A 14,499-nucleotide genomic window follows, 5' to 3' on the forward strand; every position below is an offset into this window, starting at 1 on the left:
ACACCAATTTGATTAAGTTTTTTGCGGTTGTCTTTTGGAGGATTGGCGCCGCGATATCGGCCAACTTCGCTTCCAGGCCTCGGCCATCGAAATGAAGTTCCTGCGGCGCAGCGATTCGAACTTCGACCGGACGCGGATAGCACATGCGGGCCAAGGCCTCGAACGCCAAGCTCATCACCCTGTTCCTGGACATGCTGGCCGCGGAACAGGGCGCGGGCGAGAACACGCTCGACGCCTATCGCCGCGACCTCACCGATCTCGCCACCTTCCTCAGCCGCAAAGCCAACAGCTTCGCGAGCGCCGACACCCAGGCGCTGCGGGACTACCTCGCCGACCTCGACACCAGGGGGTTCAAATCCTCCAGCGTGGCGCGAAGGCTGTCGGCGACGCGGCATCTGTTCCGCTTCCTGCTCAACGAGCGCATCCGAACCGACGATCCCGCAGCCATCCTGGCCGGGCCCAAGCGCGGGCGGCCGCTGCCGAAGGTGCTGTCGATCAGCGATGTCGACCGCATGCTGACCCGCGCCAAGGAGCTCACCCTGGTAGTGGACGCCTCGCCGACGCAGCGGCTGCGGGCGATGCGCCTCCATTGCCTGCTCGAAGTGCTCTACGCCACGGGCTTGCGCGTCTCCGAGTTGGTCACGCTGCCGCGCACCGCGGCGCGTCACGACGCACGGATGATCGTGGTGCGCGGCAAGGGCAACAAGGAGCGGCTGGTGCCGCTCAACCAGGCCTCGCGGCAGGCGATGGCGGATTATCTCGCCGCGATGGATGCACTGAAGCCTGAGAAAAAGGCCAGCGTCGCCGCTTCGAAATGGCTGTTCCCCTCCTTCGGCGAGAGCGGTCACCTGACCCGGCAGCATTTTGCCCGCGACCTCAAGGAGCTCGCGGTGGCCGCTGGCCTGCCCGCCCGGCTGGTCTCGCCGCACGTGCTGCGCCATGCCTTCGCCAGCCACCTCCTGCACAACGGCGCCGACCTGCGCATCGTGCAGACCCTGCTGGGCCATACCGATATCTCCACCACCCAGATCTACACCCACGTGGTGGAGGAGCGGCTGAAGAGCCTGGTGCGCGACCTGCACCCCCTGGCTGAGAAATAGGCCCGCGGGCACACCGCCTCGAAACCAAATCCGGTGGCGTAATGCCCCGGCCGCTTGACTTCGCGCCCGTCTGCCCCGAAAGAGCGCCATCCTGCCCGCATTCCCGGCCCGAGGCCGGGTGGCGGCGCACCAATCGCATGCTAAGCTCCTGAAGTCATTTGCCTTCAGGTCCACACGCCGAACCGATTTCGCCTTCCAGCGCCTTCCTTCAGCTCCTCCATGCCGGACCCCATGCGCAGTTATCTCGATTTCGAAAAGCCTGTTGCCGAGCTCGATTCCAAGCTCGACGAGCTGCGCGCGATGGCCGCCTCCGGCACCGACATCGGCGAGGAAGTGGCGCGGATCGAGGAGAAGGCCGGCCAGGCGCTGGCCGAGCTCTATGCCAATTTGACGCCTTGGCAGAAGACGCTGGTGGCGCGGCACCCGCAGCGGCCACATTTCACCGATTTCGTCAGCGGGCTGATCACCGAATTCACCCCGCTCGCCGGCGATCGCAAATTCGGCGAGGACGCCGCCCTGCTCGGCGGCTTCGGCCGTTTCCGTGGCGAGCCGATCTGCGTCATGGGCCAGGAGAAGGGCGCAACCACCGAATCCCGCCTGAAGCACAATTTCGGCATGGCCCGCCCCGAAGGCTATCGCAAGGCGGTCAGGCTGATGGAGATGGCCGAGCGCTTCGGCCTGCCCGTGCTGTCGCTGGTCGATTCCGCCGGCGCCTATCCCGGCATCGGCGCCGAGGAGCGCGGCCAGGCGGAAGCCATCGCCCGCTCCACCGACGCCTGCCTGGCGCTGGGCGTCCCCAATGTCGCGATCATCACCGGCGAAGGCATGTCCGGCGGCGCCATCGCGCTGACCACGGCCAATCGCGTGCTGATGCTGGAGCACGCGATCTACAGCGTGATCTCGCCGGAGGCGGCCTCCTCGATCCTGTGGCGCGATGGCACCAAGGCCCAGGAAGCCGCCAACAGCATGAAGATCACGGCCCAGGACATGCTCCGCTTCGGCGTGGTCGATTCCATCCTGAAGGAGCCAGTCGGCGGCGCCCATCGCGATCCCGCCGCCATGATCGCAGCCACAGGCGAAGCGATCGCCCAGGCATTCGAGGAGCTGAAGGGCCTCGACGCCGATGCCGTCCGCAAGCAGCGCCGGCAGAAATTCCTCGAGATCGGCCGCAAGCTCGGCTGAGGCGCCGTGGCCGGCCGTCCTGCGCGCCTCGGCGCTCGCGAATTTGTGAGTGAACGCAGCCCCTTGGTCGCATTTCGGCCTGGACGCGGGTATTTCCTGTTTAGACATTGTTGACCACACTGGCCGCGTGGCAGGACAGGGTGGGGGGAGCGGGTTGCGACCCCCAGGCTCAAAGGTTACAATTTTAATTACTGGTTCGAGGCATGACGCATGGCTTGATCGGCATTCCTTCTCTGCCGCTCCGGCCTTGGAAGTGAGACGAGTGGGGTTTTGCGACATGCCGTCGTGGCGGGGAGCTTTGCATTGATCAACCGCGCATTTGTCCGGGTCCTGCTGACCTCGGCGGCGCTGGCCACGAGTGCGCTCTTGGCCGGCTGCAACAGCGACCAGGTGTCGCTTGCCCAGAATGCCAAGGCCAACCAGCCGGTGCCGCCCAAGCTCGTCGCCGCGATGGGCGAGAAGAACATGGATCTGCAGTCGCCGATCCTGATCCGCCTGTTCAAGCAGGAGGCCGAGCTCGAGGTCTGGAAGCAGGATCGCTCCGGCAAGTTCGGGTTGCTGAAGAGCTATCCGATCTGCCGCTGGTCGGGCGATCTCGGGCCCAAGGTGCGCGAAGGCGATCGCCAGGCGCCGGAAGGCTTCTATTCGATCTCGCCGGCGCAGATGAATCCGCAATCGGCCTATTACCTCTCCTTCAACACCGGCTATCCCAACGCCTACGACAAATCGCTCGGCCATACCGGCTCGGAGCTGATGGTTCATGGCGACTGCTCCTCGCGCGGCTGCTACGCGATGACCGACGAGCAGATCGCCGAGATCTATTCGCTGGGACGGGAATCCTTCTTCGGCGGCCAGCGCGCCTTCCAGTTCCAGGCCTATCCGTTCCGGATGACGGCGGTGAACATGGCCAAGCACCGCAACAATCCGAACATGCCGTTCTGGCGCATGATCAAGGAAGGCTACGACCATTTCGAGGTCACGCGCCAGGAGCCGAAGGTCGACTTCTGCGAACACAAATACGTCTTCGATGCCGAGAAGCCGCCCGGTGCGACGCGCGATCCGGTGTTCGACGCCTCGGCGAAATGCCCGGCCTATGTGGTGCCCGACGAGATCGCGAACGCCGTGCGTGAGAAGGAGCAGGCGGACGAGGCGGAATTCGCAAAGCTGATCGCCAAGGGCACGCCGGTTGCCAAGCTCAACACCGGTATCGACGGCGGCATGAACAGCGTGTTCGCCTCGCGCGTCCCAGGCGCCTCGACCGGCCTGTCGGAGCCCGGTGAAGCGCCGGGCCTGTCGCTCACCCAGTTCTCGCCGCTGCCGGGCACGATCCCCGGTCACGTCAATCCGCCGCGCGCGCCGAGCGCCGACGAGATTGCGACAGCGGCCGCGCCTGAGCCGGCCTCGGTCGGCTCGACCACGCCGCGCGTCGCCGCGGTCAGCGCCCCGGAGAAGGCAAGCCTGATCTCCAACCTGCGCAAGATCAGTTCGAGCGGCGCGATCGCGGCCAACGCCGCGGCTGTGACCTCCAAGCCTGTGGAGAGCAAGCCGGCGCCGAAGGCCGTGGCGGCGAAGTCCGCCGAGGCGAAACCGAACGTGATCAGGCAGGCCGCGGCGCGCCCGCCGTTCAAGCCGTCGGCGACGACCGAGGCCGCAAGCGCCGCCGCGCCCGCACCGGCGCCGCAGCAGACTGCACTGGTGGCAGGCTCGGCGCCGATCATGTCGACGAACTCGTTCGACAGCCGCTTCTCGGCGGTGAAGTAGCTCGGCTTCCCGCCAGACATTTCTTGATTCGATTGTCGAACAGTTCAAGCCTATCGTCCTTGGAATGGACCGGAGGGCGGCAGTCTTCCAGAGATGCGCTGATCCCGCCGGCTGCCTCGGCATCATTGCGGAGCGCGCCGCGCCCAAGCAAGCCGGGAGCCGCGCGACGGTTCTGCATCGTTTCGTTGCTTCGCTCCTGGCGATGACGACGGCATAGGCTCGCGTTCTCGCGGCGCGTTTTGCGTCCGAGCTATCCATCCATTCACCCTCACTTGATAGAGGGCACAGGGAAGGCCAGGAGCTTGCCGCCCCCATGGCCCGCCTGCGAAAAAAATGCAGGCGGCAGGTACCACAGGTTTGGCCAAGACATCCCGGCCTTCCCTGCGCGACGGTTTTAACGGCTGCTTCGCGTTCTCCCCGGTGCGCCGGGCTTTCTGGCCACCGTCATCAGCGTGATGCGCAGCATCATCGCCAATTTGACACCAGCGTCGGGGTGCCAGGACCGCGCGACTTGACCGTGCGTATCGGATCGTTCGTCCGCGTGAACTTCACTTGGGCATGATCGTTTTCGGATCATGCCGTCACGCTGCAACCCGACACGCCCATCGCATCCCGCGCCCAACGCTCGTGACGATCGCGAGGCGCCCCTCTCATCGAAGCGCGGGACGCAGAGATAGAACCATGGATTTCTGAAAAAGCGAAGATCAATATTTTTCGAGATCCGACTTGACCACCCAAACCAGCTTGATCGGGCGGGCAAAATTAGTTCTTCGGCGCAAGCGGCTTGGCCCCGACGTTTGGTTCGCCACCGCCGCGTCAGCATGTCCAAACTGCGCGACGGCTGCCGCATGGGCGCTTTCCTACCGCGATTGACGGACCGTAAATCATGTAATATCAAAAGTTACATGAGACCCAACAGCCAGCTGTCCGGCGTGCTGCATGTGCTGCTTCACATGGCGGAGCTCGACGGCCCGGCCACGTCGGAGACGCTCGCGCTGATGATGCAGACCAATCCCGTGGTGATCCGACGGATCATGGCGGGCTTGCGGGACCACGGTTATGTGCACTCCGAGAAAGGCCATGGTGGCGGATGGACGCTCGCCTGCGATCTCACCGCGGTCACCTTGCGCGACATCTACGACTCGCTCGGTCGTCCGTCGCTGTTCGCCCTCGGCAACCGGACCGAAAGCCCGGACTGCCTGGTCGAACAGGCCGTGAATGCGGCGCTCGACACCGCCTTCCATGATGCGGAGGCCTTGTTGCTATCTCGTCTCGGCGACGTGACGCTCGCCAGCTTGAGCGCCGATTTCCACCACCGCTTGGTCCAACGCAAGCGGTCGCGCAAAGGACAGGTCTGCGATGCCGGCTGACAGCACCGATGGCGCACAGTCATTTCTGCGCGCGTTTTCCGATCCGGAGATCGTCGCGCGCTACACCGACGGACCGCGCCGCTTCGTGCCCGGTCTCGACGGACTTCATCGGATGGCCTCCATCCTCCTCGCCGAGCGGGCGCCTGCACATGCGAAAGTGCTCATACTGGGAGCCGGCGGCGGCCTCGAGCTCGCGGCCCTGGCCGATGCCCATCCGTCCTGGACCTTCGTCGGTGTCGATCCGTCGGCGCAGATGTTGCGGCTGGCCGAGCGGACGCTCGGGTCCCGCATCGATCGCGTCGAACTGATCGAAGGCTATATCTTCGATGCTCCCACAGGCCCCTTCGACGCGGCGACGTGCCTGCTGACGCTACACTTTCTCTCAGCTTCGGAGCGCCTGAGGACGGTCCGCGCCATCCATGACCGGCTTCGGCCAGGGGCGCCGTTCGTGGCCGCACATGGCTGTCTGCCGCAGGATCCGGCACAGCGAGGGCTTTGGCTGGATCGTTATGCCGCCTACGCCGTCGCCTCGGGTGTCGATCCCGAGCAGGCGAAAACGATGCGCACGACCGTCGAGGCCAGCGTCAACATGCTGAGCCCCGAGGAGGACGAAGCCATTCTGCGCGGCGGCGGCTTTTCCGATGCCAGCCTTTTCTTCACCGCTTTCACCTGGCACGGCTGGACCGGTCACGCATCGGCGATCGGCTTTGGTGCGTCGGAATTGCATACGTTGATAGCGAGCAGCAGTTAGGGGTTGTGGTGCCGCGCCGGCTGTGATTCAATAAGGCGATAAGGGCCGCGCAGCTAAGGTTTGGACCCTTGGATGCGCGGATATTCTCTCGATGTGGTCCGACTCCTTGTGGAAGGGAGCGGACGTGGCCCTTGTGGAAGGGGCCGAAAGGTGGAGGTAGCGGGACTTGCACCCGCCGGGGCCGGAGCTGGACAACTCACCCCTGCACTGTGCACCCCCAAACTCTATTCTGGGGTCGCAGCATTCTCCTGTCTGAGGAGATCTGCGGCCTCTTTTTCTGCCTCATGAGTACCAGGCAGATAATAGATCGACCCATCCTTCCCCAAGCGGCCCTCCTTCCACATTCTCCAGGCAGTCGGGCCTACATCTTCTGATTTGACGGACGGCCACCACCTCCGGGCGATCGCCATCTGCATCTCCTTTGGCTCCAGCCCCTGCTTCCCTTGAGCAAAGGCCTCGCGCAAAAGAGCAAAAATCATGTTTGGTGTCGTTGGGGTTCCTTCCGGTTTACCGGACGCATGTTTTGTCTGGACGAGCAGGACACGATCGCCATCGGCCATCACCAAATCGGGCTGCACGGACCCAAATCGCGATAGAACCCGTTCGGCAGTCGCCAATTCTTGATCCTCAGACTCCAATGCTTCGATATGCGCGCGATGGCGCTCGATCTCGGCTGCGATCTCCTTGCGCCGGTGCAACAGCATTGCATATGGATCAGTGCTCATAATGATCCATATGAGCCTTAATCTTTGATTCTGTCAATGCAGAGATTGATTTTTATCATCAGTTGTTCTTGGTATTCCCCTCGAATCAATATCGATGACGACTTGTGGATAAGCAATGACTCATCTTGACTCTAAGAAAGCAAAGATCGAATCACAATAATGACAGTAATGCTGTCATTATTAATTCGGGTCGATTGTGCGAGTTTGCTCCCTGATGCGTAGGCATTGTTGGCCGAGGTGCGGCTGTCGATCTCCGCCGACCGCCCTGACGAATACCAGGCGTTCTGCTGCTTGTGGCTGGGCGAAACGAGCTGCTCGACGAGCAACGGAAGTCAGCGAGAGCGAAGTTCGTGCTGACAACGTCGGACGACGGCATTGAGGCGCGCTGCGATCCCGGTTTCCCCGATGCCTCGTGCAGTCAGCCGTATGAGCGCCATATCCGCGAATGGACTATCTCCGGCGAAGAGCATGACGTCACCGTGGTCGTCATCATGGGCGCGCGCATGATCCTGGTCACGCGTGAGCGCGACTTCGATCTCGGCACCGTCGGCCCTGACGAGCGCATCGTCCGTGAACTCGAGGGCACGCGCGTGATCAATGCCACGGTGGTGAAGGCAACGGAGCCGGATCGCAAGTGAGTGCGCGTCATCCGCCGAGCTTCATTGCGGCAACCGGACGATTGCAGCGATCGGTCCGCCGCCGGGCGGTCCCTGATGCTCGGCACCGCCGGAAACGTAGACGGCACTCGTCCCTGCGAGGCCGCTGATCAGACCACCAACCGCAGCGCGGGCATGCCGCGTGGCGCTGATGTCGGTATCCTCCAGCATGGTGTGCCGAAAGCCGCGCACGCTGCCATTGGGCGACGCCTCGGCCTTGGCGAAGATATTGACCAGTTGCCGTCCATCGCCCGACGTGGCGCCGATCGCCAGGCCGACGCTGCCGAGAGCCTCGATCACCGCCGCGGCGTCGATCGCATCCTGCATCACCGCGTGGCCGATCTCGCATGCGCTCGCGGAGTTTTCGGAGTTGCCGAGCACGATCACCACATTATGCATCAGCTCGATGCCGGCCGAGGTCGATGCGACCCGCGAATACAGATCGAACCGCCGCATGACGTGCTCATCGGCGATCTCGCCTTCGATCTCGCCGAGCGCAACTGCAATGCCGAGCGCCGAGGCGCCGCGCGAATAGGCCATCGACGTATAGGCGTTTCCGGTTACGGTCTTGGTGCCGCGTGCCAATGCGGCCTCGACGCGCTCGCTCGTCAGCAGCGGGCATTTGATCTGGGCGAAATGGACATCGCTGGGATCGGCGATGCCGGCATCCAGCATGGCAGCCGCCACGGCCTTGGCGGTTTCCCCGATCTGCGCGCTGCGTCCGAGTTCTTCCGGCAGGAAGTCGCGGGTCTGCGCAATGCCGATGCTCAAGCGCTTGCCCGCCGCCTCACCCGGGCCTCGGTCGCTGACACCATCATGACGGGTAAAGACGGTGATGTGTGGGCTGAGCACGCCTTCGGTGCCGCCGGACATCACGAAGGCAATCCGCTGTTCGACACCGTGCGGCGGCAGATCGAGATGCGGCGCCAGCGCCGCGCACAGCGCGGCAACCGCATACTCCCTGGTGAAATCGTTGACGCCGCCATTGCCCTCGGTCTTGCCGAGAATGGCGACGATCGCGTGCGGATCGATCGCTCCGGACTCGATCCGGCTCATGAGGCCCGAGACGTCCCCGGGGCCATGGGTCGCGATGCGAATGACGTCCACCGATCTTGTCCGCATGCGAACCTCTTGCATCTGCTCTCCCGGCGCGTCGTCCAGCAAATTCCCCTACCAGGTTCGTCTAGCAAGATTGACGCCAGCGCGGAGCTGAAGCCAGCCGATACCGCAGCTCATCACACCGGCGGCAAGATGCGCCTGTCGGCCGGCAGCCCTCATGCTAATATAGGTGAACGATCGCAACCGGTGGTGATTCACGCGGATGTTCGAGCGAACCTATCGTCAGCGTCTCGAGACTGATCTGGCGCGGTGGGAGGCCGATGGCCTGATCACGCCCTCGGCAGCGATTGCCATCCGCAACGCACTGCCGCCGCTTTCGCCTGCCGCCAACATCTCGGTGGTGGTCGGCATCGTCGGCGGCCTGTTGATCGCGGCGGCGTTCCTCGCCTTCGTCGCCGCGCATTGGACCGATATCGCGCGCCTGTTGCGTTGCGCCATTCTGGCGGCCGGCATCATCGTCGTTTACGGCCTCGGGGCGTGGTTCGCGCGCGCCGACCGCTCCATCCTCGCCGATCTTTGCGCCAGCGTCGGCGCGATCATCTTCGGCGCCGGCATCGCGCTGGTCGGCCAGATGTATCACCTCGGCTCGGATTTTGCGGGCGGCATGCTGCTGTGGGCGATCGGCGCACTCGCCGCGGCCGCGCTCACGGGCTCGCGCGGTGCGCTGGCGACGGCCCTCGTCGCGGCATGTATCTGGAGCGACATGCGCCTGTCCGAGGGCGATGAGGTGCCGCACCTTGCCTTTGTCGCGTTCTGGCTCGTTGCCGCCGGCCTGGCCGTGCTCTGGCAGTCGCGGGTCGCCGCCCATCTGGTCGCACTGGCCGCCGTCAACGGCTGGATCGCAACCGCGTCGCGGCTCGACCTGGCCGATCCACTCGCGGTGTTCGCCGACGGCACGGCATTGCTGCTCGGCGCAGGGCTGGCGCTGGCCGCGCTGCGTCCGCCGCGGCTGTCGGGCTTCGGTATCGTACTATCCGCCTATGGCGGCTTCATGCTGGCCGTGGTCGCCGTCCTGGGCGGCGTGGCATTCGACTCCCTGCTTCACCCGCGCTCGGGAGCGGGTCATCCCGCCTGGGCCCATATCTGCGGCATCGGCGGCATGTTGCTGGCCTTCGCCGCTGCCGCGATGACACGGCGCCCTGGCCCGGCCTTGGCGGGACTCGCGAGCGGGCTTGCGCTGCTCGCGCTGGAGCCGGGGATCGTCGGGCAAGGCGGCCAGCCATGGCTGGTTTACGCCATCGAGCTCGGCGCCATGATCTGCCTCGTCATCTCCGGCATGACCGATACGGCGCTGCCGCGCATCGTCGCCGGCTGGCTCGGCATCGCCGGCGTCATCGCCGCCATCACCTGGATCGTCAGCGAATCCCTGTTGAGCCGGTCGCTGTTTCTCGCGGTGGCCGGGCTGGCCGCGGTCGCGCTCTCGATCCTGCTCAATCGCCTGCTGCCGAGGGATGCACGATGACCCTCAGCTCAGCCGCAGCCGTGACCGATCGCCTGCAGCGCATTCCGAAGGCCGTGCTGTTCGGCGCGGCCGCCTTGATACAACTCGGCTTGCTGGCCGCGATGGTGGTCGACCGCGCGGAGATCCTGCGCGACGGCAAGGAGGTGACCCTGCAAACGCAGCCGGTCGATCCGCGCGATCTCCTGCGCGGCGATTATGTCGTGCTCGGCTACGACATCTCACAGCTCCCCGCGGGCGCGCTCAAGGACCAGCCGGCGCACGGGCAGCACCCTGTGCTGTTCGTCAAGCTCGCGCCCGACCAGAGTGGCGTCTACCACGCGGTCTCGGTGCACACCGAACCGGTCGCGGTGAAGGGCGCAGAGGTGTTGATCCGCGGCCGCGTGATCTCGGGCGCGAGCTGCGGGCCGAAGAGCGACTCGTTTTGCGACAGCTTGGGGGTTCGCTACGACATCGAGAATTATTTCGTGCCGCAGGGCGAAGGCCAGAAGCTCGAACAGCTGCGCAACCAGCGCAAGCTGCTGGTGGTCGCGGCCGTGCTGCCCTCGGGCCGGGCCGCGATCAAGCGGCTCCTGGTCGACGGCACCCCGGTCTATGAGGAGCCGTGGTTCTAGACCCGGTACCGCGGGTCAGCCTGACCCGCCGGCGCGGCCAGGATTGAATCTCAGCGCAGGCTGATCGGCTGGACGATCTCGGCCTGCGACACCGCCGCCGACTGCGCGCGGTAGTTCAGCAGATCATGGTCGAGCGAGGAGAGCACGCACAGCGCCAAGCTCGCCCACACCGCCGCACTGAAATAGAGCGACATCCAGGCGATCTCGTCCTTCCAATGATCGAACTCATGGGTGACGATCCAGCGCGTCGCGGCGTCACGCAGGCCCTCCAGCGGATGCAGCAGCCTAGTGCCGTTGGCTCGCCCGATGCGCCAGCGGTTGAGATACATCGGCACGTCGATGACGATCAGGAAGCCGAGATAGAACGCGATGCCGACGAGGCCCGTGATGAGCAGCCAACGCAGCGGCCCCTCGAATTCCGGCAACAGCCGGCCGAGCCCGATCCCGACCAGCAGGAAGGTGACCGCCCACAGCGAATTCTCGATCGCGTTGCCGAGGAAGTTGGTGGTCAGGACCGCGTACCAGGAGCAGATCTCGGCGACGATGATCAGCGGCACGATGATGCGCGCGATGTTCACGGCGGTTGGCGCGTCCGCGATGGTGCCGAGCTGGCCCAAGATGATGGCCCATTGCGCGGCGAAGCAGACTTCCGCGATCGTTGCCACCGAGCGGCCGACGAACACGCTCGACAGCCAGCTGTCGACCAGGCAGATGCGCTGCACGTCGGCGCGCGGCAAAACCGAGCGGAAAGCGCAGCCGAACACATAGGCCGCGCAGAGCATCAGCATCGACGAGGTCTCCGATCCGCTGGCGGACGTGACGGGCTGGCCGGAGAGCTGGCGGTACAACAGAAACCAGAACGCGACATTCGCAATGCTGACCAGCGTCAGCAGCGCCCACCACCAAGCCACCGGATTGGATGCCGCCTGCCGTCGTAAACCCACTCGCAACCCCATGGCCACGCTCCACGCTTTTCGTCGAACTGACATTTCAACGTAATGATACTGTCATAATCGACCCGGTAACCAGTACAAAAAGCCGTGTGCGGCCCCGCGGCCGGCAACCGGGTCCTTACGCCAAGGTTCCGGTCGCGCCACCGCCGCGCAATGGCCGGTGGCGGACGCGGCAAGTCCGGCGACAGGAACTTTCTGCAATGTCGGATGGTTCTTGAAGGCGCCGGGTAAACGCCCGATCATCAGTCGCAAAATCAGGAGACGCGCATCATGGTCAGCGCCCGCGAGCTGCAGCGCGCGCCGCTGCTCGTCTTCACGGTCATCATCGTTGCGCTGATGGGCATCGCCCTCGTCGCAGGCGGCGCCCGGCTGTTGGCGCTGGGCGGCTCGCTCTATTACATCATCGCCGGCGCGGCGCTGCTTGTCACCGCCTGGCTGTTATGGCAGCGGCGCGCCGAGGCGCTGTGGGTCTATGCCGCGCTGCTGCTCGGCACGATGGCCTGGGCGCTGTGGGAAGTCGGCCTGGATTTCTGGTCGCTGGCGCCGCGCGGCGACGTGCTGGTGCCGCTCGGCATCTGGCTGCTGTTGCCGTTCATCACCGCCCACCTTGCAGGCGACATGCGCCCGGCGCGCTGGGGCCTCGTTGCCGTGCTCGTGCTCGCCGCGATCGTGCTCGGCGCATCCTTGCGCGGCGACCGCTTCGGCCTCAACCGCGTTTTGCAGCAGGCAGCGGCCACGAACGCGCCAGGAAACGCATCAGGAAACGCATCAGGAAACGCGTCAGGAAACGCGTCAGGAAACGCGCAAGGAGCGGACGTCGGGGCGGCACAGGCGCAGTCCGACTGGACCGCCTATGGCGCGACCAATTTCGGCACGCGCTATTCGAGTCTCCACCAGATCACCAAGGACAATGTGAAGGACCTCGAGCTCGCCTGGGAATTCGAGACCGGCGACCGCAAAGGGCCGGATGATCCCAACGAGTTCACCAATGAGGTGACGCCGCTCAAGATCGGCGACCTGCTCTACACCTGCTCGCCGCATCAGATCGTGTTCGCGCTGGATGCGCAGACCGGCAAGCTGCGCTGGACATTCGATCCGAAGATCGAGCATCACAAGAATTTCCAGCACATGACCTGCCGCGGCGTCGCCTATCATGAGACCAAGCCGGGCGCCGTCGACATCACCGGCGCCGCCGCACCAACGGAATGTCCCAAGCGCATCTTCCTGCCGACCAATGACGGCCGGCTGTTCGCGCTCGATGCCGACAGTGGCAAGCCCTGCGAGGGCTTCGGCGATCACGGCCAGATCGATCTGAAGGCCGGCAACGAGATTACGACCCTCGGCTTCTACGAGGGCACCTCGCCGCCTGTCGTCACCGACAAGGTGCTGATCATGGCCGGCGCCGTGATCGACAACTACTCCAACAAGGTGCCGTCGGGCGCGATCCGCGGCTTCGACATCTACTCCGGCAAGTTGATCTGGGCGTTCGACGCCGGCAATCCAGATCCCAACGAGATGCCGTCGGCCACGCATCATTTCACGCCGGGCTCGCCGAACTCCTGGGCGGTCGCCGCCGCCGACGAGAAGCTTGGTCTTGTTTATGAGCCGCTCGGCTCCAGCTCGCCCGACATCTGGGCCGGCAACCGCACGCCGGACGAGGAGCGCTATGATTCCGCGCTGGTCGCGCTCGACATCGCCACCGGCAAGCTGCGCTGGTCGTACCAGAACGTGCACCACGATCTCTGGGACATGGACATGCCCTCGCAGCCGAGCCTGATCGACCTGCCGGGCAAGGACGGCGTGGTGCCGGCGATCTACGTGCCGGCCAAGACCGGCAACATCTTCGTGCTCGACCGCCGCGACGGCCACCTGCTGGTGCCCGCGCCCGAGACGCCGGTGCCGCAGGGCGCGGCACCCGGGGACCACGTCTCGCCGACCCAGCCGTTCTCCGATCTCAGCTTCCGCCCCCGCGAGAAACTATCCGGCGCGCAGATGTGGGGCGCCACGATGTTCGATCAGCTCGCCTGCCGCATCAAGTTCAAGCGGCTGCGGTATGAGGGGCCGTTCACGCCGCCGTCCGAACAGGGCACGCTGGTCTACCCGGGTGATTTCGGCATGTTCGAATGGGGCGGCATCGCCGTCGATCCGGTCAGGCAGATTGCGATCGCCAATCCGCAATCGATTCCGTTCGTGTCGCGGCTGGTGCCGCGCGGCAAGGACAATCCGGCAGCGCCGAACGCAGCGCATCCGCCCGGCACCGAGCTCGGCGTGCAGCCGATGTACGGCACGCCCTATGGCGTCGATCTCGGCATTTTCCTGTCGCCGCTCGGCATTCCCTGCATGGCGCCGCCCTGGGGCAGCCTCGCCGCGATCGACTTGAAGACCAACCAGATCGTCTGGCAGCACCGCGTCGGCACCATCCGCGATGAAGCGCCGCTGCCGCTGCCGTTCAAGCTCGGCGTGCCGATGCTCGGCGGCCCGATGGTCACCGCCGGCGGCGTCGCCTTTCTCACGAGCACGATGGACTACTACATCCGCGCGTTCGACGTGAACGACGGACGGCTGTTGTGGCAGGACCGGCTGCCGGCCGGCGGCCAATCGACGCCGATGACCTATGAGGCCGGTGGCCGGCAATATGTCGTGACTGTCGACGGCGGCCACGGCTCGTTCGGCACCAAGCTCGGCGACTACGTCCGCGCCTACGCGCTGCCGGGCAATGTCGCGCGCCGGTGAGATTAGTTGTAAATATCGTCATTGCGAGGAGCCGACGGCGACGAAGCAATCCAGACTGCCTGCTCGGCCCTGGATT

12 protein-coding genes are annotated in these 14,499 nt (G+C 65.1%); 9 read left to right on the top strand and 3 right to left on the bottom strand.

Translation table 11 applies throughout. The features are described from left to right. The first annotated feature begins 143 nt into the window (after nt 1-143). The 5 genes from xerD (at nt 144) to QXZ85_RS07220 (ending at nt 6,164) form a co-directional block, all read left to right on the top strand. On the top strand, nt 144-1,100 hold the full coding sequence (gene xerD / locus QXZ85_RS07200; RefSeq protein WP_316173841.1) for a site-specific tyrosine recombinase XerD: 957 nt from the start codon (nt 144-146) through the stop codon (nt 1,098-1,100). A gap of 219 nt (nt 1,101-1,319) precedes the next feature. After that, the gene (locus QXZ85_RS07205) at nt 1,320-2,282 is read left to right on the top strand and encodes an acetyl-CoA carboxylase carboxyltransferase subunit alpha (RefSeq protein WP_316173843.1); all 963 of its coding nucleotides are present in this window, start codon (nt 1,320-1,322) and stop codon (nt 2,280-2,282) included. Between the two features lie 303 nt (nt 2,283-2,585). Next, nucleotides 2,586-4,043: a murein L,D-transpeptidase family protein gene (locus QXZ85_RS07210; protein WP_315702536.1), complete on the top strand. Its 1,458-nt coding sequence runs from the start codon at nt 2,586-2,588 to the stop codon at nt 4,041-4,043. A 905-nt stretch (nt 4,044-4,948) separates the two neighbouring features. Further along, nucleotides 4,949-5,413, top strand: a complete 465-nt coding sequence (locus QXZ85_RS07215; RefSeq protein WP_315702535.1) for an Rrf2 family transcriptional regulator — start codon at nt 4,949-4,951, stop codon at nt 5,411-5,413. Further along, nucleotides 5,403-6,164, top strand: coding sequence for a class I SAM-dependent methyltransferase (locus tag QXZ85_RS07220; RefSeq protein WP_316173845.1), 762 nt, complete (start codon nt 5,403-5,405; stop codon nt 6,162-6,164). Before QXZ85_RS07215 ends, QXZ85_RS07220 begins: the two co-directional genes overlap by 11 nt. 224 nt (nt 6,165-6,388) lie before the next feature. On the opposite strand, the gene QXZ85_RS07225 is transcribed toward QXZ85_RS07220, so the two are convergent. Continuing rightward, entirely contained in the window at nt 6,389-6,889 is a 501-nt protein-coding gene (locus tag QXZ85_RS07225; RefSeq protein ID WP_316173847.1) for a hypothetical protein, read from the bottom strand. Between the two features lie 350 nt (nt 6,890-7,239). On the opposite strand from QXZ85_RS07225, the gene QXZ85_RS07230 reads away from it, so the two are divergent. Further along, a complete protein-coding gene (locus tag QXZ85_RS07230; protein WP_316173849.1) occupies nt 7,240-7,527 on the top strand; it encodes a hypothetical protein in 288 nt (95 codons plus the stop codon). Between the two features lie 21 nt (nt 7,528-7,548). Here QXZ85_RS07230 and QXZ85_RS07235 read toward each other — a convergent pair whose 3' ends face one another. Next, nucleotides 7,549-8,667, bottom strand: a complete 1,119-nt coding sequence (locus QXZ85_RS07235; RefSeq protein ID WP_315702532.1) for a ring-opening amidohydrolase — start codon at nt 8,665-8,667, stop codon at nt 7,549-7,551. A gap of 199 nt (nt 8,668-8,866) precedes the next feature. Between QXZ85_RS07235 and QXZ85_RS07240 the strand changes: the two genes are divergently transcribed. Together QXZ85_RS07240 and QXZ85_RS07245 are read left to right on the top strand one after the other, a co-directional pair. After that, nucleotides 8,867-10,126 carry a DUF2157 domain-containing protein gene (locus QXZ85_RS07240; protein ID WP_315764589.1) on the top strand — a complete coding sequence of 420 codons (1,260 nt, stop codon included), beginning with the start codon at nt 8,867-8,869 and terminating at the stop codon, nt 10,124-10,126. After that, on the top strand, nt 10,123-10,737 hold the full coding sequence (locus QXZ85_RS07245) for a GDYXXLXY domain-containing protein (RefSeq protein ID WP_315702530.1): 615 nt from the start codon (nt 10,123-10,125) through the stop codon (nt 10,735-10,737). Before QXZ85_RS07240 ends, QXZ85_RS07245 begins: the two co-directional genes overlap by 4 nt. Nucleotides 10,738-10,787: 50 nt before the next feature. Here QXZ85_RS07245 and QXZ85_RS07250 read toward each other — a convergent pair whose 3' ends face one another. Then, nucleotides 10,788-11,693: a hypothetical protein gene (locus QXZ85_RS07250; RefSeq protein ID WP_315744574.1), complete on the bottom strand. Its 906-nt coding sequence runs from the start codon at nt 11,691-11,693 to the stop codon at nt 10,788-10,790. A gap of 267 nt (nt 11,694-11,960) precedes the next feature. On the opposite strand from QXZ85_RS07250, the gene QXZ85_RS07255 reads away from it, so the two are divergent. Then, nucleotides 11,961-14,423: a glucose/quinate/shikimate family membrane-bound PQQ-dependent dehydrogenase gene (locus QXZ85_RS07255; RefSeq protein WP_316173851.1), complete on the top strand. Its 2,463-nt coding sequence runs from the start codon at nt 11,961-11,963 to the stop codon at nt 14,421-14,423. Nucleotides 14,424-14,499: the final 76 nt, after the last annotated feature.

Source organism: Bradyrhizobium sp. SZCCHNGR1005, from assembly GCF_032489995.1.
Lineage (GTDB): Bacteria > Pseudomonadota > Alphaproteobacteria > Rhizobiales > Xanthobacteraceae > Bradyrhizobium.